Source organism: Streptomyces sp. NPDC088116 (assembly GCF_044741745.1).
GTDB lineage: Bacteria > Actinomycetota > Actinomycetes > Streptomycetales > Streptomycetaceae > Streptomyces.
In genome coordinates this window covers 483,214-501,868 of the sequence record NZ_JBIUTF010000006.1, presented here as the reverse complement: position 1 = coordinate 501,868, position 18,655 = coordinate 483,214, and the positions used below count along the sequence as shown (strand labels likewise).

Annotated in this window: 12 protein-coding genes; 1 reads left to right on the top strand and 11 read right to left on the bottom strand. The window is 67.9% G+C overall.

Features of this window, described 5'->3' with window-relative positions:
* Positions 1 to 2 precede the first annotated feature (2 nt).
* The 10 genes from ACIOJD_RS25640 to ACIOJD_RS25595 all read right to left on the bottom strand — a co-directional run bounded on the left by ACIOJD_RS25640 (position 3) and on the right by ACIOJD_RS25595 (position 15,347).
* Positions 3 to 689, bottom strand: a complete 687-nt coding sequence (locus ACIOJD_RS25640) for a hypothetical protein (RefSeq protein WP_401917813.1) — start codon at positions 687 to 689, stop codon at positions 3 to 5.
* Positions 686 to 1,393, bottom strand: a complete 708-nt coding sequence (locus tag ACIOJD_RS25635; protein WP_401917812.1) for a hypothetical protein — start codon at positions 1,391 to 1,393, stop codon at positions 686 to 688. The genes ACIOJD_RS25640 and ACIOJD_RS25635 overlap by 4 nt, the downstream gene beginning before the upstream one ends.
* Before the next feature lie 24 nt (positions 1,394 to 1,417).
* A complete protein-coding gene (locus ACIOJD_RS25630) occupies positions 1,418 to 7,996 on the bottom strand; it encodes a DUF4157 domain-containing protein (RefSeq protein ID WP_401917810.1) in 6,579 nt (2,192 codons plus the stop codon).
* Entirely contained in the window at positions 7,993 to 8,289 is a 297-nt protein-coding gene (locus ACIOJD_RS25625) for a hypothetical protein (RefSeq protein WP_401917808.1), read from the bottom strand. The genes ACIOJD_RS25630 and ACIOJD_RS25625 overlap by 4 nt, the downstream gene beginning before the upstream one ends.
* Positions 8,290 to 8,312: 23 nt before the next feature.
* Positions 8,313 to 10,469: an ATP-binding protein gene (locus ACIOJD_RS25620; protein ID WP_401917806.1), complete on the bottom strand. Its 2,157-nt coding sequence runs from the start codon at positions 10,467 to 10,469 to the stop codon at positions 8,313 to 8,315.
* 6 nt (positions 10,470 to 10,475) lie between these two features.
* Positions 10,476 to 11,366, bottom strand: coding sequence for a Pvc16 family protein (locus ACIOJD_RS25615; RefSeq protein ID WP_401917804.1), 891 nt, complete (start codon positions 11,364 to 11,366; stop codon positions 10,476 to 10,478).
* 4 nt (positions 11,367 to 11,370) lie between these two features.
* Entirely contained in the window at positions 11,371 to 12,090 is a 720-nt protein-coding gene (locus tag ACIOJD_RS25610) for a hypothetical protein (RefSeq protein ID WP_401917803.1), read from the bottom strand.
* Positions 12,083 to 12,829: a hypothetical protein gene (locus ACIOJD_RS25605; RefSeq protein WP_401917801.1), complete on the bottom strand. Its 747-nt coding sequence runs from the start codon at positions 12,827 to 12,829 to the stop codon at positions 12,083 to 12,085. Before ACIOJD_RS25605 ends, ACIOJD_RS25610 begins: the two co-directional genes overlap by 8 nt.
* Before the next feature lie 31 nt (positions 12,830 to 12,860).
* Positions 12,861 to 13,385 (bottom strand): phage tail protein, encoded by a 525-nt coding sequence (locus ACIOJD_RS25600; RefSeq protein WP_401879346.1) that lies wholly within the window; start codon positions 13,383 to 13,385, stop codon positions 12,861 to 12,863.
* Positions 13,386 to 13,496: 111 nt separating this feature from the next.
* Complete coding sequence (locus tag ACIOJD_RS25595; protein WP_401917799.1) at positions 13,497 to 15,347, bottom strand: phage tail sheath family protein; 1,851 nt, start codon at positions 15,345 to 15,347, stop codon at positions 13,497 to 13,499.
* A 581-nt stretch (positions 15,348 to 15,928) separates the two neighbouring features.
* On the opposite strand from ACIOJD_RS25595, the gene nhaA reads away from it, so the two are divergent.
* On the top strand, positions 15,929 to 17,764 hold the full coding sequence (nhaA, locus tag ACIOJD_RS25590) for a Na+/H+ antiporter NhaA (protein ID WP_401918053.1): 1,836 nt from the start codon (positions 15,929 to 15,931) through the stop codon (positions 17,762 to 17,764).
* A gap of 53 nt (positions 17,765 to 17,817) precedes the next feature.
* Here nhaA and ACIOJD_RS25585 read toward each other — a convergent pair whose 3' ends face one another.
* Positions 17,818 to 18,651, bottom strand: coding sequence for an alpha/beta fold hydrolase (locus ACIOJD_RS25585; protein WP_401917797.1), 834 nt, complete (start codon positions 18,649 to 18,651; stop codon positions 17,818 to 17,820).
* Between the last annotated feature and the right edge of the window lie 4 nt (positions 18,652 to 18,655).

The window sequence follows — 18,655 nt, the reverse complement described above, 5'->3', positions numbered from 1 at the left end:
TGCTACGCCCTCCCCGCCCCGATGTCCCCACTGCCCAGCCCCAACGCACTCAGCGCCCCACTGCGCGCCGCCGCGGCCAGCCGCTCCTTCTGCGCGAGATGCGCGAGGTACAGCTCGGCACCGCGGTGCCCGGCGGGCAGGTCGCTGACGGTCAGCACCTTCATGCCGATGCTGAGCGAGGCCCGTATGGGATTGAGGTTCACATCGAAGGCGGATTCGTTGATCGAGAGTTCGGTGAGCCGCACGGGCATCACGCGTTTGCTGCCCCAGGTGAAGAGGGTGAGGGGCATTTCGATGGGGCTGATCTCGATGGTCCCGTTCTTGGCAAGGTTCGAGGCAGCCCGGAGCTGGGCAGTGGTGGGCTGCACGAGCATCTCCAGCACGGCGAGCTGCGGATGAATCCCGTCGGGCGTGGCAACCTCGAACTGATCGGTCGCGTCGATCTCGGCGGTGAACTTCCACGTCTCCTGGGCGGGGCCCTTCAGACGCAGCGCCTCATTTCTGTCCCCGGTCCCGCCCCCGCCTCCACCGGAGTCTCCGCTGCCGCCGGCCGATTGGGGCGCGAGGCTGCGTTCGAGGGTGTCGGGATTGAACTGGAGGACGATGATGCGCTGGGGGGTGCCGCGCTCGGGGTCGACTATGACGATGCCGGAGCGGATGGGTTTGGGTATGTCGGCGTAGCGGGTCACAGCCGGGCCTCCAGGCGTCGCTGAAGTTCGGTGAAATCTTCATGAGGGAACAGGGACGGGAGCGTTTCAAGAGCGCGCCGCACACCCTCGACGATGTATGTACCCTCTCCGCTTCCGAAAGCCAGGTCTGCGAACAAGAATTGCCACCCGTGAAACCCTTTGGTTAGAAGAAGTGCCTCCATGTATCCGTGGTAGTCGAGGTCAAGTCTCACGTAACCACTTGGATATTGTGATTGTCCAATGTTTTCCATAGCTGCGAACCAGACCTCAATGGGGCTTGTCAGAGGCGTCATTCGCAGGCAAGAAATAAACCCCAGACTTGATCTGTAGGCGCTGTCGATACGCCGAAGTTGGCCTAGAAAGTCGCGTTGGAAATGATCCTTCAAATCCGCTGAAATTGGATCAGGTAGCTGAAGGAGAATTTCTCCAGCGGGGGGTATGGAATATTCCCCCGAGAATTTTGGCAAGGGGTCCCTCGTTTGCCAGTGGATGTTGAGCTGTGAGAATCTCAACGGCTGTTCCACCATGGTGGCATCGAGTTGCAGGCCTCGCCAGTCTCTGTTGTACTCCTCCGGGTCAGGCAACTCGTCGAAGCCTTCCTCGAGGTCCCCTATAGCGCTGTGTTCAACATGTAGAGACTGACATGATCTTATTGCCTCGATTGAGGCTGCGTGCTTCCTCTCAAGGGTGTTATATGTACTCACTCTCGCGCCTCCTCTGGAAAATCATCATGTAAGGGTGAATACTCCGTCGTCGTAGCGCTTTCGCACTCGCGCCATCTTTTCGGAAAGTGAATAGATGCGTTTTCCTGAGTCTGGGTTCCGAAATGCCTTCAAGCGAGCTTCCAGATCGTCCATGCTGGTAATGTCCGGAGTTCGCAAAGACATCACTGCATTGGCAATGGCTACGTCCCTTGGCCCAAACGCTGCCCTCACCCTGTCTTCCGGGTCCTTGTTGATGTTCGGGATGCGGGTCTTCGATGTGGGCGGTTCCTCGAAGGTCAACACTCCCGACTTTTGTTTTCTTTCAGGCTTCCACGAGGATCGCTGTTCTCCCGTTCCCTTGCCCTTGAATTTGTACATCCCCCACTCCGCCGTCAAGCTCTTCGGCCATCCTTCGGGGTACTTATTTTTGGGGTATCCAGTGGCTGGTCCCGAATACCTGTTGATCCATACCTGATACCATCCGGGTCGCTTTTCATCGGAGGTGTCTGTGTCGCCAAATTTCTCGGCAGGGAATCGCTCGAAATTTGAGTAGAAGGGGCGGTTTATGAAGTTGCGTGCTGGTACAAAGTTCGACCCGACCGCAGGTCCACCCAGCTGCCGTGGAAGAAGATGCATCATGTCCCACAATATTCCTCCGCGGGCTGTGTCTTCTTGAAGTCCGTGGTCCAACAGGTAGTTTGCTCCCTGGACGATCCGGCGCCCCTCGCCAGTCGGTGGTTCCTCTCCGTTTACCTTCGCCCACTTCTTGTTGATGAAGTCCTGTTTAAATCCAGTCGGCGTGGCGTTGTCGGCGAACGGGAGGTCATCGGTTTTGGGGAGGATGATCTCCCTGTTGAGATCTGTGTTCATCTCCTCCCAGCCGTTACCGGCTATACCAGACGGGTTGAGTACGGCTATTACATCAAACTTGTTCTTCCCCTGCATTTGCTTGTGCAGGCTGGTCAGTCGATACCAGTGGCGGAGCTGTCCAAGGAAATCTGTAAATTCTCCCGTTGGTACGCCTTCGTCCAGCTTGGCTTCGATGCGGGGACGGATACGTGCGATTATCATGCGTAGTCTATTCCTCTTCTCGTCCTCCGAGTTCTCCTCGCTTCTGCGTTGGTCCCTTTCGCTCTTTGTCGGACGATTCGGGGTTCTCCTGTCGTCGTCCTTGTCGCTCTTGCCCTTGGGGTTCCGGGGGTCGCCTTCCTTGTTCTTGGGCTTGCGAGGTTTGTCGCTGTCGTTGTCCGACTTCGGCTTACGAGCTCCGTCCTTGTCGCCCTCCTTGCCCTTGGGGCGGTTCGGATCCTGGTCCTTGGGCTTCTGGGGCCCCTTGTCATCGTCCTTCGGTTTGGTGGAGTCCTTGTCGTCCTTGGGCTTGCCCGGAGTCTCGTCCTTCGGCTTGGGCTTCGTCTCCGGCTCGGACTTCGGTTTCGGTTGGGGTTCCGGCTTCGGCTTGGGCTTTGCTGCCGGCGTCGGGCGGGTGTCCGGCCTGTCCTCGTCCTTGTCGGACTTCGGCTTGCCGTTCTTGTCGTTGCCTGTGGGTGTCTTTCCGCCGGCCGGAGCCTTGGGCTTGCTCGGGTCGGTGTCCTTCGGCTTCCCGGGGCCCTGTGTCGTGGGCTTGGTCAGGTCCGGTTTCGTGCCCGGCTTGTTGAGGTCGGGCTTTGTGCCGGCGCGCGGCCTGGTGGTCGTCGGGCGGGTGCCGGGGAGGCCCGGGGACTTCGGGGCCTGCTCCTGGTCCCTCTTGTCGTCCCGCTTGCCGCCCTTGTCGTCAGAGCCCTCGCCCGCCGCGCCCCTGCCGCCGCCCGGCTTGTCCTTCTTGCCGCCGCCGAGTTTGGCCGCCACGCCCTTGAGGCGGCGGCCCACCTTCGCCACGTACTTGCCGATACCGCTCAGCAGCGCCTCGTAGGCCAGCTCCAGCAGAGCCACGATGCCCGCCGCGACCGCCTTCGCGAAGAGGATGCCCGCGCCGCCGCTGCGGACGGCCTTCAGCCAGTCGAGGACGGCCCCCATCGCGCGCAGGATCTCGCCGAGCGCGCCGATGGCCGTACGGATGGCGTCGATGACCGCCATCACCCAGCCGGCGCCCGGGATCAGCTTGGCGACGACCTTGGTGATGACGATCTCGCCGATGATGAAGGGCAGTTGGGGGACGACGGCGTCCCACGTCTCCTTGACGATCTTCTCCATGGTCAAGCCGCCCTTGATCAGCTTGTCCAGGATGGCCTTCGGGACGCCGATGATCTCTTCGATCTTCGACTGGAACCATTCCTTGACCGCTGACTTGACCTCGCGGAACAGATGGTTCTTCGAGCCATCGACCGCAGAGTTCTTGGCGCCGCTCAGCCAGCCGCCCGGGTCGGAGAGGAAGTCGACCGCGATGAGCATGAACTCGCCGAGCCCGCCCAGCAGTTTGGAGGCGAAGTCAAGGACGGACTTGACCGCGTCCACAACGGCCTTGATCACGTCCTGCAGCATCTTCTTGAGCACGTCCAGGATGCTGCTGAGCATCTTGCCGATGGCGTTCAGCAGATCGGTGATGGCCTGCTTCAGCATGCTGGCGAGCTTGTTGACAAGCGCGATCGCGGCCGCGACCAGCGAAGTGATCAGCTTCCGGATGCGGTTGGCCAGTTCGATGACCGCCCGCACCATGGACTTGGCGAATTCGATCAAGTCCTTGATGAGGTTCTTGACGGTGTCGACAATGAACTTGCGAGCCGCGTTGATCCAGCGCTCGACCGTCTCCTTGAAATTCTTGATGAAACCGACGACCGCGTCGCGTGCCCTCTTGATGACACGGACGATCGCGTTCTTGATCTCAATGACTTTGTCTTTGATCCAGTTGAAGGCCTTGCTGACCCAGTTTCCGGATTCCTTGGCGCTGTCGTTTTTCTTCTTGTCGGCTTCTTGCTCGGCCTTGGTATTCTCGTCTTTGATCTTCTTGTCGCCGTCGTCCTTCTCGGACTTGACGTCGTCGTCGGTCTTCTCTTCCTTCTCCTTGACGTCCTTGCGGACCTTTTCGTGCTTCTCGGTCTTCTTCGTACCGAGCTTCTTCAGCTCCGCGTCCTGCTCCGTACGCCAGTCGGCACGCTGGGTGGTGACCTCGCTCAGAGCCTTTTCGCGCTCGCCCGCCTGGCTCTTGGTGTTGCCCGCGATCTCGGCGTCCACCTGCTGCTTGTGCTTCTGCTGGGAGGCACGGAAGTCCTTGTCCTTGGTCTGCCGGCCCTCGGACATGCTCTTCTGGCCGTCACTGAACGCGGCCCGGAACTCCGGCCCGCGCTCGTGTTCCGCCACTTCCGACGCGGCCTCGGGAGGTACGGCTCCGGTCGCCGCGCCGCCTCCGGGTGCACCGCCCTTGCCGCCCTGCTGACCGGGTACCTTCGCCTTCATCTGCTCCTTGGGAGCATCGGGGTACACCTGGTCTTCGCCCATCGCGCGGCCGGCGTCGTCGCGCCCCGTCGAGATGGTCTCCTCGCCCTTGGCGTCGACACTGGAGCCCTGCTCGTCGGCCGTCTGATCCGCCGCGGCCTGCATCTCCACGTCCGGCGCGTTACCCGCCTGGGCCTTCTTGAGCGCGTCGTCCTTGGTCGGCAGCCCGGCGAACTTCGCCGCCAGCTCCTGGGGGTCCACGACGGGTTTGTCGGCGCCGAAAACGCTCGCGACCCCGTTCACGATCTTGCCGCCGATGAAGCCCAGGGCCATCTTGAAGGTGTCCCAGCCGCCCGGCTCCTCCGCCTTCTCCGCCTCGATCTCGCCCTCGGGCTCCTTGGCGCCCTTGACCTCGGCTTTCTCATCCTTGGGAGCCTTGGACTCCTGCGCCGGATCCTGTGAGTACTGCGCCGGTGCGTCGGACGTCGGCTTGCCCTGGAGGGTCTGCGGCGCGCCCGCCGGGCGCTGCATCGAGGGCGGCGCGGAGGCGAGTTCCTTGTGCTCGTCGCCGACCGTACGATCCACCGAGCCACTCACGCCGCCCATGGCCGCGAGCGCCTTGTGGGGCTTGAGCTTCGAGGCCGTGGACAGACCGGCTTCCGGGGACACCTTCGAGAGGTTCGGGGCCGCTCCCGAGTCCTTCTTCCCCTTGCCCTTGGCCGGTGCGGCAGCCCTGCCGCCACCGCCGCCACCTCCACCGCCCCCACCGCGCGATCCCTTGGCGGAAGGGGCCGACTTGGAGGCCGCGGCCTTCGGCGCCGGGGCAGTCTCCGGCGCTGGTGCGGCGGCCGGAGCAGCGGGCGCCTTCGCGGCTTCCGGCGCGGCGGGCGCGGGCTGTTTCGCCGCCGGGGCCTGCGGCGCACCGGAACTCTGCTCGCTCGTCGCCGGACCCCCGCTCGACGGTTCGCTCTGCGCTCCACTGGCTGCTTCGCTGCTCGCACCGCCGGGCGTGTCCGCGTTGGACCCGCCGGAGACATGGGTGTCCCGAGCGGGCGAGGGGGACCCCGAATCCGCCGTCGCCTCGCTGGCGCCCGCCGGAGCCGAATCCGTCTTCTTCTGCTCCTCCTTGGCCGCGGGCTCCTGCGCCGCCGCCTTACCGCCTGCCTCCTGGGAGGCCTTCTCGGGCGCGACCTTCGACTTGTCGTCGCCGCCGGCGGGAGTGCCCTTCTCCTCCTTGGCGGCCTGCTCCTTGGCCTTCCCGCCGTCCTCGGCCGTGCTGCCGTCGGCCTTACCGCCCGGCGCCTGCTGCACCGTCACCTGTGCGTCGACCGGGCCGGCCTTCGGATCGGCGCCGCTCTTCGGGTCCTTGGAGGCCACGCCCGGTCCCTGCCGTGCCTCGGCGGTCTGTTCCAGGGCGACACTGTCGTCCCATGCCGATCCGGCTTCGTCCGCCTCGGCCGTCGGCTCCGTACCGGCGGGGGAGTCGGCGACGTCCTCCTCGGTCTCGTTCTCCGCCGCCGCGTCCTCGGCGTCCTCCGCGTCCCGCTCGGCCTGCACCTGGTCGGCCTTGGTCACCGGGGGAGCGGGGAACGACGGCACGGCGGGGCTGCCGGACGAGGCCGGGTCCAGCTTGTCCGCGGTCGGTACGGCCGATACGTCGAGGTCCTGCTGGGGAAGGAAGTCCTCCGGCTGGAGCTTGACGTCCCAGGCGCTCTTCTCTCCGCCCCCGACCTCGACCTCCGACCGGCTGCCGGAGCCGAACGGGTCCTCGTCGGCCCGCTCCTCCGGACCGTCGAGATCCTGGTTGCGTACGCCGTCGAGCCGACTGCGCGCCCCTGGCAGCTGGGGATCCGTGCCGGACGCCGTCGGGGAGCCCGTGGGCTTCTCCTGCCCCCGCTTGTCCTCCTGCCTCACCTGCTGACCCGCCACGAGCGGGTCGACCGCGCCCGGACGGTTCTTGGCCGCGGACTCCTCCTCGCTCGCGGCCGGGGCGTCCTGCTGGTCCTCCGCTGCCTCCTCGGAGCCCGCGTTCTTCTTCTCAGCGTCCTGCTGCCCACCCGCGGACTTGTCGCCCGAGGACTCTCCCGGAGCCGAGGACGACTCCTGCTGAGGCGCCGCTGCGGGCGCCTCGGACCGCTGCTGCGCCGACTGCTGCTCCCCGGAGGGCGAACTCCCGCTGCTACCACCCGCGTTGGACCCGGCTTCCTGCCCCTGTCCACCGCCCGGCCGCGCGCTGGTGCCCTGCGGAGTGGTCGCGTTCTCCGGAGTGCCACCGTTCTGCGGTGTACTGCCGACGGCACCGTCCGTGTCGCTGCGGTCCTTCTCCGGTCCCGGCGCCGCTGAGGGCTTCTGCTCCTGTTCCCACTGTTCTTCAGCCGTCCGCTGCTCGGCCTCGCGCTCGAACCGCAACTCCTCGACCGGATCCGGCTCGACGGCCGGGGCTTCGAGTGAGTTCTGCTCCAGCTCGTCGTTCATCTCGATCTCGTCGACGAGATCGAGCACCAGCTCATGCTCCGAGCTGAGGAGTCTGGTCTCCAGACGTTCGAGGACATCGTTCTGCAACTCGTCCGGCAGACGCGCCAGTTGCATACGTGTGCGCTTCGACCGGTCCTCCGGATCGCCGCGCAACGAGCGCACCACACCGTTGGCCAGCCGGTCCACCAGCGTCGCCGGGTCCAGCTGTTCCAGACGGTTACGGTCGGCGTCGACCGTGGCGTACCGCAGCCAGCCGGGGGTGGCCTGCCCCGGCTCCACCTCGGGGGCCCGCTCCTCGTCCCGTACGGACTGCTGCGCCGCCGACTCCGCCTCGCGCTCCATCGCCTGCTGCGGCAGACTCACGGCACCCAGGTCGCGGCCCGCGCGCAGTGCGCCCAGGCCGTCCGGGTTCTGCACCGTGTGCAGCAACTCGTGGGCGAGCAGCCGCTGTCCGTCCGTCGTGCCCGGACGGAAGGTGCCCTCGCGGAAGAAGATGTCCTGGCCGACAGCGACCGCGTCCGCTCCCAGCAGTTCCGTCAGTGTGCCCGCGTCGCGGTCGGTGTGCAGGCGTACGCGGCTGAAGTCGTGGCCGAGTTGCTCCTCCAAGTCGCGCCGTACGCTCAGGTCCAGCGGCTGACCGGCACCGCTGACGATGTTCTTCGGCTCCGGTGCACGGGATGCGGCGCGCTCCTTGCGCTTGCGCCGCCGTTCGGCCTGGGCCGCCTGGGCATCCTGGGACGAGGCGTGGGACGTACTCATCGCGTACCCCCTATGGGCGTCCCGGGCGACGAGGGCGACGAGTCCGTGGCTTCGCCCCGTCCCGAAAGCCCCGCGTGCACCGCGCGCGCCAGCGCCTCGCCCAGCCGGCCCGGCGAGGTGGTGGCGGGCAGGGGCGGCAGTCCGGACAGGGCGTCCAGCGCCTGTCCCCCGTCGGCGGCCAGCGGTACGCCCCGTTCCCTTACGAGCCGGGCCAGTTCCGTCTGGAAGGCGGCCGACACCCGGTCGGGGTCGACACGGTCGAAGCCGTCCAGGACCAGCTCGCCGATGTCCACTCGTATGGTGCTCGGTGTCCCGTTCAGACCCATCCGTTGACCTCCGAAGGCGTCAAGGAGCGGTCCAGCTTGAGGTATTCGGTGCGCGCGGCCTCCAGCATGTGGCGCATCTGGAGACGGTCGCCCTCCTCGGCTGCGAGGAAGGCGCCCGACAGCGCGATATTGCGGATAGAGCCGCCCGCCACCGTCAGCCGGGCCAGTTGTGCGGGATCGATGCCCTTCATCGGGGCCTTCGCGGGCAGCACCCGCCGCCAGATCTCGGCCCGTTCGCTCTCGCCGGGGAAGGGGAAGTCGACGACGAAGCGGATCCGGCGCATGAACGCCGTGTCCAGGGCCTGCTTCATATTGGTGGTGAGGATCGCCAGACCCCGGTACGCCTCCATCCGCATCAGCAGATAGCTGACCTCCAGGTTGGCGTACCGGTCATGACTGTCCTTGACCTCACTGCGCTTGCCGAAGAGCGCGTCGGCCTCGTCGAACAACAGCAGCGCGCCGCCGCGTTCGGCCGCGTCGAAGACTTTCCGCAGGTTCTTCTCGGTCTCGCCGATGTATTTGCTGACCACCTGGGACAGATCGATGATGAACAGATCCAGACCCAGTTCCTTCGCCATCACCTCGGCGGCCAGTGTCTTTCCGGTGCCGGAACCGCCCGCGAAGAGCGCGGTGACGCCCAGACCCCGGCGCAGGGTCGCCGCGAACCCCCACTCCTGGTAGACGGTGGCCCGCTGCCGTACGTGCGCGACGGTCTCCCGCAGGATCCTCAACTGCCGCTCCGCCAGCACCAGATCGCCCCAGCCGGCCTGGGGTTCGATACGCCGGCCCAGCCCGTCCATGCCCATCCGGGCCTCCGTGAGCCCGGCCTGCCAGGCCAGCCCGGTGGCATCGAGTTCGTCCTCGTCCGGCAGATCCCGTACGACGGCCGCTCCGGCGGAGCGGATCAGATGGGGCGGCAGCGAGAACTGCTCGACCAGGTTCCTCAAGTCGGTCTCGGAGACCTCAGGTATGTCCTCGAAGGCGTCGGCCCACACGCCCAGTTGCTCCTCGGAGTCGAGCATGGGCACGCTGACCCGGTCCCCGCGCGGCCGGTCGGTCTGCCGTGGGTCGAGGCTGGAGACGACGAGCGGTACGGCCGCGCTCTCGATGAACGCCTCGGCGGCGGCGGTCTGTTCGCGGTCCAGCTCGCCGATCTCCACCAGCAGCGCGGCGGGCAGCAGGATCGCCTCGCGCTGCCAGAGCCGGGCCAGCCGGTCGCGCTCGGCGGGCGCGGTGGGCAGGTCGTCGGCGGCCATCGCGTACAGGCCGAGCCCCGAGCGGCGGGCGGCGGCCGCCGCGATGTCGGCGCGCGAGCGCGGATCGCCGCCGACCAGCTCGACACGGAGCGGGGCGTACTGCCCGGCTCCCGCCCAACCCGCCGCGACGCGGCTCGCCGCCAGGTCGTACGAGGCCGGAAGGGCGTCCGGCACGGACGTACGGCGCAGCATCCCGTGCAACCGCGAGTCCAGATACGGCGATCCGACCAGGAAGTGCAGGATGCGTTCGTCGAGCCGGAGCCGCGAGGTGGTCAGCCGGGTCTCGTCGTCCAGCTCGATCAGCCGCCACCGGCGCAGCGGTGCGACGGGCGTCAGCGCGCTCCAGTGCGGTTCCGTGAGGGCGGCCAGGGCGAGGGAGAACGTCGGGTGCGCGCGGTCCGGATCACCGCTCGCGGCGGCGCAGCGGGCGCCGGTCGTGGGATCCAGCTCGGCGGCGGCGGCGAGCAGGACCACCTCGCGTTCGAAGGGACTCAGCCCGAAACAGCTGACGAGCGTGTCCATGGTCGCGGGTCCGGTGGGGCCGGCGGGACCGGCCGCCCCGGCGGGAGGGAGTTCCGGTGTGCCTGCCGGGGGACGCGATACACCGGAGCCGCCGTCGGTGCCGGCACGGCTGGTGGTGGCAGGCGCGTTGGCTTCCGCCGTACCGTCCGTCCGATCTGTTCGATCCGGCCGATCGCTGTCGGCGGGCGTGTCGCCCTCCGCGGACCTGTCCCGGTCCCGGGCGCGTCGCGCATGGGCGTCGACGCGCGCGAGGACCGACCGTACGGCCGAGGCCAGCGCCCGGCCGTCCGCACCCGCGTCCGCCGCGCCTCGCCCTGCCCGTTGGCCCTTGTCCGTGCCCACGCCCTCACCCGCCCCCGTGTCGCGCACCGTCCCTCAGCTCTCCTTGCCGTCTTCGCCCGCGCCCGATTCCTTACGGGTACGGGCCGGGGCACTGGTACGGGACGCGGGCGCCGCCCGCTTGGCGGCCGGTTTGGACCCGGTGGACTTGGACGCCACGGACTTGCTCGCGGTGCGCTTCTTCGCGGGTACGGCGGCCTGGGCCTGGGCTTCATCCTCGTCCTCGCCAGAGGCCGGACGCTCCGCCGGATCCTCTGCCGGTCCCTCTGCCGAAGCCTCCGCCGGTGCGGACGGGCCCGGCGGCACCGGCGCCCCCGGCGTCCCGAACGGGAGAACCCGTACCGTCCGCTCGGCCACCGGCTTCGCCGCGACCGGCTTCTCCCGGCCCTCGATCAGGACCAGCGACGCCTGATAGGCCACGGACAGTGTGTACGGGGTCTGATGGAGCATGCCCCAGAGCTTGGACGTCTCGTCGATGTCCATCACCGTCGGTGTGAACCGCACCCGCTGCGGCGACTCGGCCAGATCACTGCCCGCCAGATACGGACGTTCGGCCGCCAGCTCGATCAACTCCTGTGGCAGCACAGGGATTTCGTGCAGGGTCCGCACTACGCACCCGATCAGCCGCTGTCCGACCAGCTCGGTCTCGTCCCCGTACGCGCTGATCAGGTAGTGCAGATCCAGCGCGGCGGCGGGGCGTTTGAGCAGTGTGCCGTCCGAGGCGCGCGTCGGCAGGTCGGTGTGGCGCATCGAGGGGTTCGGTGTGACCTGGTAGAGGAACACATTGACGGTCGGTTCCGTCGGCGGCTCGGCATGGGGCTTACGGGCCTCCACCTTGACCGCTATGTCCATCTCGGGACCCAGATTGTTCTCGATCAGCAGAGCCAGAGCCTGGGTGACCGTCGCGATGGCAAGTGCGTTGCTCATGGCTTCAGTTCCTCTTCTCGCCGCGCGCCAGATAGTCGTCCAGGGTCAGCGCGGGCGCGCGGCGGCCGGTGCGACCGGGGGAGTCGGTGGCGCCGCGGTTCGCGCCGGGCGGTGGCGCGGCACTCACCTCCAGCCGGCCGATCTGTACGTGTACGACACGCTCCGCGGGCTTCGGCGCCCGCCGCCCCACCCCGCTCGGTGTGGTGCCACGGGCAGGGTTGAGGTCTGTGGGGCGCGGGCGGGCCGGTGCGGTGGCGGCCGGGGGAGCGGGGGCCGTCTCCCGCCGGGCGCCGGCGGGCGCGTTCGTCGGCGCGTCGGACCGCGTGCGCGTCCCCGGGCGACGCGCCGGGCGCGCGCTGTCGCTGTCCGCCGGACGCGCCCCGGGAGCGGTGCGCGCCGCGGGAGGCCGCGTCGTCGGATCCGTACGTGGCGTGAACGCGTCGGCCGGCCGTTCCGGCTCGCCCGGCCCTGCCGCCTCGGTCCGTACGACCGTGTGCCGGTCGGTCCGCACCTCGCGCTCGTGGCGGATCAACTCGGCTGTCCCGAAGACGGGTTGGGGCGCGGATGGAATCAGAGCGGCCGGCTCGTCGGGCTCCGTCGGTGCCGACCGCAGTGCCTCGACTCGTTCGAACGGGCCGGGCAGCCGTGGCCGGACCCGGGCCGCGCCACCGGCCGCGGGCACCGGCGTGTACCGGGCGAGCAGCCGGTCGAAGTAGTCAGGCATCCGTACACAGCTCCAGGTAGTAACGACGCCGCAGTGGGCTGAGCGCCAGGATCTCCGGCTCGCTCCACCCGTAGGCAGTGGCGAGCAGGTGGACATCGAGCATCAAGTCCCTTGCCCAGGTGTCCAGTTCGGTCCAGAGGTAGGAGGTGATGTCCAGCTCGGCCGGGGTGGCCTCACCGCACTCGGGACAGGCGACGTTCAGTGTCACGTCGGCCGCCGGGTCGGCGTCCGCCGCCGCCTCGGCGAGGCGGTGCTGTACGGGGAGCGGCAGCTGCCCGGCCAACTGCTCCGGGGGGACGGGTTTCCCGTCCCGTACGGCCGACACCGTGCAGCGCGTCAGGAGCAGCCGACGGGCCTCCCGCGGATCCGGCAGGCCACCGGCCGCCGCGAGGTCGGCGACCGTCGGCAGCCGGAATTCGACCACCCACTCGCCCTCCTCCACCCGCAGGGGCCCGTCCGGTGCCCGCCCCCGGACGCCGAGCGCTTTCGCGTCGAGGTCGAACTCCATGGCCTCGCCGCACGACGCGCACTCGATCCGTACCTGCATGCGCTCGCCGAACAGCGCCCGGCGCAGCGCGAACAGGTCGGCCTCCCGCTCGCCGACCGGCATCGACAGCAATTCGTCGGTGCCGGCCCCCGGCCGGGCCGCCCGGTGCAGCAGCAGAGACCTTCCCGAGTCGTGCTGTGCCAGCCCGGCTTCCCAGGTGGCGAGCAGCTCGGTGGGTCCCGTAGGCGTCATCCCTCATTCCTCCGGTGCGTGCCTCCGAGCCTCAGGCCGGATGGGTGAAAGAGGGCTCGACCGGCTCCACCACCTCGTAGTCCCGCTCCCAGCCCTCGCATTCGAGCTTGACGCTCTGGATGGCGACGGCGTTCGCGTTGGCGTCCAGCTCGCCGAGCACCTGGTACTCGCTCACCCAGGCCCGGTAGAGCTTGTGCGAGACGGCCACCTGCCCCGCCTCGTTGAGCACCTGGATGATGATGTCCTTGCGGAAGTCGCGCAGCGAGACCTCCGCTCCCAGCCCCGCACCGACCTGCCAGACCTTGTTGGCCCAGCGGTCGAATTCCGGGTCGTGCGTCACACCGCGTTCGAGCGTGACACCCTCGAACTCCGAGCGGCCCGGCGATTTGCGCGGTGAGCTCGGGTCGCCGCCGTGCCGGTGCTTGACCACCTCGGTGGTGCGCTTCAGGGGACTGATCTTGCTGATGCCCGCGACCGTTCGACCGTCCCACAGGACCAGGAACTTGAAATTCTTGTAGGGGTCGAAGCGATGGGCGTTTACCTGGAACTCAGCCATCGGTTTCCTTCGTGTTCCTTTTCCTTGATTACGAGCTTGGCTTCGGGTTCGGAATCCGCGTGGCTCCGGACTCTGTTACGTTTCCGGGCTTCATCACAGCTCCGGGCTTCGTCACGAGAGGGCGAACTCCCCGGCCACCTGCTGGATCTTCACGATCACGAACTCGGCGGGCTTGACCGGCGCGATACCGATCACCACATTGACCACGCCACGCTCGATGTCGGCGTCGGTAGTGGTGTCTTTGTCGCATTTGACGAAGTACGCCTCGCGCGGTGTGCCGCCCTTGAAAGCGCCCTGCCGGAAAAGATCGTTGAGATAGGCCGAGGCCTTCAGCCGGATCTGCTGCCACAACTGCTCGTTGTTGGGCTCGAAGACGACCCACTGCAAGCCGCGGTACAGGCTCTCCTCGACATGCAGCGCGAGCCGGCGCACCGGCACGTACTTCCACTCGCTGTCGAGCGCGTCGGCGCCCTGAAGCGTCCGGGCGCCCCACACCAGCGGGCCGACCACCGGGAAGGTGCGCAGACAGTTCACGCCCAGCGGGTTGAGCAGCCCGTTCTCCCGGTCGGTCAGCTTGACGGTCAGCGACCGGACACCGGACAGCCGTGCCTCGGTCCCGGCCGGTGCCTTCCATACGCCGCGCTCGCCGTCGGTACGGGCGATGACACCGGCGACGGCACCCGACGGCGGGAAGGAACGCAGCCGCCCGGTGAGCGGGTCCGTCAGTTGCAGATGCGGGAAGTACAGCGCCGCGTGATTGCCGCGTACGGGTTCGAACGCGCCGATGCCGGCGCGCGCGGCGTCCACACTGCCCCAGGTCGAGGGCGAGTCCACCAGCAGGAAGATCCGCCGCTCCTCGCAGAGTTGCTCGGCCGCCGACAGGACGGTGACCATGTCCTCGGTCGACTCGTACGAGGAAAGCTCCGGCAGGGCCAGCAGATTGACGTCGTCGACATCGCGCAGTGCCTGCACGCCCGTCTTGCTCACCTCGCTGCCGATGAGGTCGCGCGGTCCGGGCGGGTCGCCGTCCTTGCCGCCCTTCAGCGGGAAGACGGGCGGGTTGACCGAAGCCTCGAGCCCCAGGTCATTGGCGCACTCGCCGATGAAGCGCACGACGTCGTCGGGGTCGACGGATCCGGCGACGACCTGGAGCCGTCGGCCGAAGGCGATGACCTCGGCACCGGCGAAGGCGTGCTTGCCCGGTGCGTCGGGCAGCGCGCGCAGCTTGCGCTCCAGCAGGAGGGCCAACTCCGTCACGGTGCACGGGGCCTCGCCGTCATGATCGGGATCGTGGAGCGTGAACTCGCGCTCCACATCGCCGATCTTCACCTTCAACTCGACGTTCAGGTCGGGCAGTTCGGCCGAGAAGGGCTTGGACACGGTGCCGGACGGGTCGGGCCTGCCCTCGTCCACGGCCTTGACCCGTACGAGCGAGGACCCGGCGTTGACGACCGTTTCCACGAAGCGTCCGTGTCCGGCGTCCATCGACAGTCCGGTGAAGGACTCGCGGGTGCCGCCGCGCGCGTCGAGGATCTGGAGGTTGAACGTCTCGTCCGGGGCCGGTGTGTCGTGGTCGACGGCCACCCGCAGCCCCGAGCCCCAGACGCCGGGCTCCTTGGCGTGCACCTCCAGCACCGCGCATTCGCTGTGCCCCTCGGTGGAGTTGAGCGTGACGCAGGCCTCTTCGCCGGTACCGGCCTTGGCCACACGCACGATCACCGCGACCGTGCCACCGTTGCCGAAGAACTGGTGCACGGCGTAGCCGACAGCGCTCTGGGAAGTCAGCCCGCCGAAGCGTCGCTCGAAGTCGGCGAAGCTGGTGATCCGTACTGGCTGATTGAGCGGTCCCCGGCGGGTGTGCCCGACGAACGCGGTCACCGAGGTGGTGACCGACGCGATGGTACGGATGCTGCTGGGAAGTTCCTCGATGTAAACGCCGGGATAGCCCATATGCGTCGGCATTCCCCCTCCATTCCCTTCGCGCACCAAGAGATGAGGAGGGGAGGTGAAAGAAATGCGCGGATGAGTTGAATTCGTATCCATGCGCTCCGTTTTTCCCCCGTCACACACCCCATGCGATATCGGTCTCGCAGGGCCATCCGCATGCGCATGCGCTTGTGGCTCCTGATGCATGAGTGCTGCTTGCGAGTCTGGTTCTCGCTCCGAGGAACGGTCAAGGGTGTGATTCGGTCAGTGGGTGATCATTCCTTGAGATGTCGACCGGGACGATATATGGCCTGGTCAGCGAGGTGTCGTCCGGCGGGTATGAAGATGGGTTCACGGTTACTTCACAGGAAACTTCCTTCGAAAGAGAGAAACAAGCCGAATTTATTTCTCCTCGGCGCGCCCCTTGGTGTCTTGTTGGTGTGGAATGTGACCGGTTTGTTCGGTGGGAGTTCGGGTCAACCGCCCCCTGGCGCACCTACGCAGCCTGCGAGTGGGCCTCCAGCAGGCGCGCGGCACCAAGCCCGCAGGAGAATGGCCTGGTGACCGAGCCCCCGCCGGCCCCGAGCCCGTCCGCCCAGACCACCTGCGGCGACGACATGCGCACGCCGCTGCGCGACTTCCTGCGCACGGAGACCGGCAGCGCCGCCGTCCTGCTGGCCGCCGCGGTGGCCGCGCTCGTCTGGGCCAACCTCGGACCGGGGACGTACGAGGAGTTCTGGCGGACAGATCTCGCCGTCCGGGTCGGCTCCACCGGCGTCTCGCTGGAGCTGCGCGCGTGGGTGAACAGCGGGCTGATGACACTGTTCTTCTTCGTCGTCGGCCTTGAGGCACGCCGTGAGTTCGACATGGGCGAACTGCGCGAACGCAAACGGGTCGCCCTCCCGCTGCTCGCCGGCCTCAGCGGCATGGTCGTCCCGGTCGCCGTCTATCTCGCCTTCAACGCGGGACAGGCGTCGGCGCATGGCTGGGGCGCCGCCATGTCCACGGACACGGCGTTCGCGCTGGGCATGCTCGCCGTCTTCGGCACCCGCCTGCCCCGGGGCCTGCGCACCTTCATCCTCACCGTCGCGGTCGTGGACGACTTCGTGGCGCTCGGCGTGATCGCGATCGCGTACAGCGGCCGGATCAATGCGCTCGCGCTGGTCGTGGCCCTGGCGACGTTCGGGGTGATCCTGCTGGTACGGGCCCTCGGACTGCGCCACGGCGTGGTGTACGGGCTGCTCGCCGTCGTCGTCTGGGTGGCCCTGCTGGAGTCCGGTGTGGACCCGGTCGTGACGGGCCTCGCCATGGGGCTGCTGACGTATGCGTATCCCGCGGCCCGCAGCGACCTGGAGCGGGCGAGCGGGCTGTTCCGGCTGTTCCGCGAGCAGCCCACGCCGGAACTTGAACGCTCGGCGCGCATCGGACTGGCCTCGGCGATCTCACCCAACGCCCGGCTCCAGCGGATGTACCACCCCTGGACCAGCTATGTGATCGTGCCGGTGTTCGCACTCGCGAACGTCGGTATCCCCGTGAGCGGCGCCCAGCTGGCGGACGCCTTCGGCTCACCGGTCACCCTGGGCATCCTGTTCGCCTATCTGCTGGGCAAGCCCGTCGGCATCCTCGGCTCCGCGCTCCTCACCACCCGGCTCAGCCGTGGCCGTCTGCGCCCGCCGGTCGGCTGGGGTGCCACCGCGGCCGGCGGCACCATCGCGGGCGTCGGGTTCACGGTCTCCCTGCTCATCGCCACCCTCGCCTTCCACGGCGATCAGCTGGCGCAGGCGAAGATCGGCATTCTCAGCGCGGTGCTCTGCTCGTTCGCCGCCACCTGGCTGGTCACCCGCGCGATCGGCACGCTGCCCCGGCGCCCCCGGATCAACGCCCTGCTGGGCACGGCCGAGTCCATCGTCGATCTGTCCGCGCCCGTCGATCCGGACCGCGACCACGTACGCGGCCCGCGCCACGCGCCGGTGACCGTCGTCGAGTACGGCGACTTCGAGTGTCCGTACTGCGGGCTGGCGGAACCCGTCATCCGTGAGCTGCTCGCGGACTTCGGGGACGTCCGGTACGTCTGGCGCCATCTGCCCCTCAACGATGTCCACCCGAACGCCCAGCTCGCTGCGGAGGCCGCCGAGGCCGCCGCCGCTCAGGACGGCTACTGGGAGATGCACGACCTGCTGCTCCGCCACCAGGGCGATCTGCTCCCCGCCGACCTGCTCCGTTACGCCGAGGCGGGCGCGCTGGACACCGACCGTTTCCACCGGGATCTACAGGCGCACGCCGGAGCCGCCCGGGTCGCCGAGGATGTCGAGACCGCCGATGTGAGCGGTGTGTCGGGCACCCCCACCTTCTTCGTCAACGGGCGTCGGCACCACGGCGCGTACGACATCGAGGGACTCTCCGCCGCGGTGCGCGCCGCCCGCGCCCGATCCGCTCTGGCCGAGCCCTCCTGACTTCTGACCGAGCCTCCATGACTCCTCAGGCATGACTCCTCAGGCATGACTCCTCAGGCTTTGAGGAAGTCGAGCAGCGCCGGGTTGACGATCTCCGGGTGGGTCCAGGCGATGTTGTGGGGCCCGCCCTCCACCGTCACGAAGGTCAGATCCTTGATGAGCGCGGGGAGCCGCTCGGCGGTGTTCTCGTACGGAAGGATGCGGTCGGCGTTCCCGTGGAGGAGCAGCGTGGGCACATCGATCCTGGGCAGATCCTCACGGAAGTCGGTCAGCCAGGTGTCGACACAGACATGGGCCGCGTGCGCGGACGCGGCGACGGCGGTGTTGAAGCTGTTGTTCCACGCCTGGTCGCTGATGCGGGTGCCGCGGTACTGGTCGACGTTGTAGAAATTGTCGAGGAAATCCTTGAAGTACGCCGGGCGGTCGGCGACCACGGCGGCCTTGATGCCGTCGAAGACGGACCGGTCGACGCCTTCGGGATTGTCGTCGGTCTTCAGCAGGAAGGGCGGGATGGCCCCCATCAGCACGGCTTTGCCGACCCGGCTGGAGCCGTACGTACCGAGATAGCGGGTGACCTCGCCCGTGCCCATGGAGAAGCCGACCAGATCCACCTCAGGAAGGCCGAGGTGGTCGAGGAGGGCGTTCAGGTCGGCCGCGAACGTGTCGTAGTCGTAGCCGATGACCGGCTGGCTGGACCTGCCGAAGCCCCGCCGGTCGTAGGTGATCACTCGGTGTCCGGTCTCCAGGAGGACTCGCTCCTGCTTCTCCCACGAGTGCCCGTCGAGCGGATAGCCGTGGATGAGGACCACTGGGGGGCCGCTGCCGTGGTCCTCGTAGTAGAGGTCGATGGAGCCGGTGTTTTCCTGCCCGACGGTGACGAACGGCATGAAG

What these genes read in the sequence shown, in the direction of transcription:
- ACIOJD_RS25615 (WP_401917804.1), bottom strand. Translation starts at nt 11,366, where the DNA reads ATGAGCAACGCACTTGCCATCGCGACGGTCACCCAGGCTCTGGCTCTG.
- ACIOJD_RS25605 (WP_401917801.1), bottom strand. Translation starts at nt 12,829, where the DNA reads ATGACGCCTACGGGACCCACCGAGCTGCTCGCCACCTGGGAAGCCGGG.
- ACIOJD_RS25610 (WP_401917803.1), bottom strand. Translation starts at nt 12,090, where the DNA reads ATGCCTGACTACTTCGACCGGCTGCTCGCCCGGTACACGCCGGTGCCC.
- ACIOJD_RS25630 (WP_401917810.1), bottom strand. Translation starts at nt 7,996, where the DNA reads ATGAGTACGTCCCACGCCTCGTCCCAGGATGCCCAGGCGGCCCAGGCC.
- ACIOJD_RS25595 (WP_401917799.1), bottom strand. Translation starts at nt 15,347, where the DNA reads ATGCCGACGCATATGGGCTATCCCGGCGTTTACATCGAGGAACTTCCC.
- ACIOJD_RS25585 (WP_401917797.1), bottom strand. Translation starts at nt 18,651, where the DNA reads ATGCCGTTCGTCACCGTCGGGCAGGAAAACACCGGCTCCATCGACCTC.
- ACIOJD_RS25600 (WP_401879346.1), bottom strand. Translation starts at nt 13,385, where the DNA reads ATGGCTGAGTTCCAGGTAAACGCCCATCGCTTCGACCCCTACAAGAAT.
- nhaA (WP_401918053.1), top strand. Translation starts at nt 15,929, where the DNA reads ATGCGCACGCCGCTGCGCGACTTCCTGCGCACGGAGACCGGCAGCGCC.